General features: G+C 68.6%; 2 protein-coding genes. One reads left to right on the top strand and one right to left on the bottom strand.

Annotated elements, in window-relative coordinates; translation table 11 throughout:
• Positions 1–275 precede the first annotated feature (275 nt).
• Positions 276–1,397: a hypothetical protein gene (locus RIV14_RS13535; RefSeq protein WP_075373215.1), complete on the top strand. Its 1,122-nt coding sequence runs from the start codon at positions 276–278 to the stop codon at positions 1,395–1,397.
• Between the two features lie 338 nt (positions 1,398–1,735).
• Here the strand turns inward: RIV14_RS13535 and rplL are convergent.
• Positions 1,736–1,997: 50S ribosomal protein L7/L12 (rplL, locus tag RIV14_RS13530; protein WP_309325246.1), on the bottom strand; the 262-nt coding region annotated here is incomplete at its 5' end.

Genomic DNA, 1,997 nt, shown 5'->3' with positions numbered 1-1,997 from the left:
CATGAGACAACACAGTCCCCGATCCCCACCGCCCCGCCAGCCCACCGGTACGCCCTCCGATCCCAGCGGCACACCCACCGTCCCGAGCCCGACGCCGTCGCGACGAGCACATCGACCCCACCCCTTCGACCAAGACTCCGAAGAACCAGGACTCCGAAGATCAGCGGCCACCCCGGGATCCACAGCGAAGTCCTCCGGCAGTCAGACACCACCGATTCCACACCCTTGGAGCTCTGCGCTCGTCACGACCCGTTCCTCTTGAGAAGACTCGCTGCATGAGCCCCCTCGCAACCACCGACAGTCGCCCCGCTCCGATCTGCCCGGTCCCAGCGCACCTTCGACCAACCATCATCTACTCGGGCCGCCGCAAGCACTTCCAGCCATCACGCGATCCTGATCTGCTGCGACTCATGCCGGGCGCCTACCTGCGCCCAGTCCCGGGCAGGCGACGCTGGGAGCAGCGGTTCATGGTGTCCTTAGCGCGTGCGATTGCCGCGCAGCAACTCCTCCCCTCAGCCACCTGTCTGTCTCACACATCTGCCGCCCTGATTCATGGCCTGGCGATGTGGACAGGTGAGCCGGACGTCTACCTCGCCGTCTCCGGTCACCCACGCCTGACCACGACGACACTGCCCGCGTTCCGGTACCCATCATCGGGGCTACCGGCCCCCATCGAGGCGACGCCCTCCGAGGCCGCTCCGGTCCGAATGCACCGTCGCCGGCTTCAGCTGCGGGACGGGGAGATCGAGGTGGTCGGAGGAGTTCCCGTCACGTCCGTGCTGCGCACCGCCTTCGACTGCGCCTGCGACGAGCCCCCGCACAACGCGCTGTCCATCGCAGATGCGGCCCTGAACCGATACTGCCGACCTGATCCGTGGCACCGTGACTCCTGCGCCACGCGGCTGCGCTCGTCTCACGCCTGCTGGGAGGAGCTCATGGCACGTCATCGGGGGCGCAGAGGGATAGAGCAGGCGCGTGCGGTACTGGCCGCTGCCACCCCTTGGGCAGTTTCGCCCGGGGAAAGCGTGCTGCGGTGGATGACGCTCGTGGTGGGGCTGCCCGAGGCCATTGCCCAGTACCCGGTTCCGGGGCTGTCCAAGGACCGGTTCCTGGACCTGGGCTGGCCCGATCACCGTGTCGTCGCGGAGTTCGACGGTCGCATCAAGTACCACAGCGAGGAGGACGTCTTCCTCGAGAAGCTCCGCCAGGACGAGCTGGAGTCGCTGGGGTGGAGGTTCTTCCGGGCGACGTGGTCGTCGCTCGGGGACATGCGCACCCAGGCCGACCGGCTGCTCGCGATGTTCCCCCTGGAGGTGGTCTCCCGTCTCTCACCGGCAGTCGAGCTTCAAGGTAGTGGACTGTGGGGCGAGCGTCCGTCTGGAGTGCTGGTCCCGTGAGGTCACTGCTCCCGACGTCGCCTCCTGGCCCATCGACCGCATCCACCGACGTCGAGGACGTACTTCCGGCTCGGCGACTGCGTTCTCCCCCAAATCACTGGGGGCGGAGCTCAGTCATCTGCGGGATATCGCAGTCCTCGACGCACATGTACGTCCCCGATCACCACCGGCCGGCCTCGGCCCGAGCCCGACGCCGTTGAAGCGTACCGACGCCGGACAGCGCCGGGGCTCCCCGGAACGCAACCGGGTCCCGCCCACCTCACGGTGGACGGGACCCGGTGATGCTGCGTCCCCAGCCGCCGGCGGTCCTCAGGCCGCGTCAAGCAGCGGGGAGAGACTCACTTGAGGGTGACGGTGGCGCCGGCGCCCTCGAGCTGCTCCTTGGCCTTCTCGGCGGCCTCCTTGTTGGCGCCCTCGAGGACGGGCTTGGGGGCGCCGTCGACGAGCTCCTTGGCCTCCTTCAGGCCGAGGGAGGTCAGGGCGCGCACCTCCTTGATGACCTGGATCTTCTTGTCGCCGGCGGCCTCGAGAATGACGTCGAACTCGTCCTTCTCCTCGGCAGCGGCGTCGCCACCGGCGTCGCCACCGGCGGCGCCGGGG

It is taken from the genome of Actinomyces acetigenes, assembly GCF_031296635.1.
GTDB lineage: Bacteria > Actinomycetota > Actinomycetes > Actinomycetales > Actinomycetaceae > Actinomyces > Actinomyces acetigenes.
This window is presented reverse-complemented; position numbering and strand designations above follow the sequence as displayed.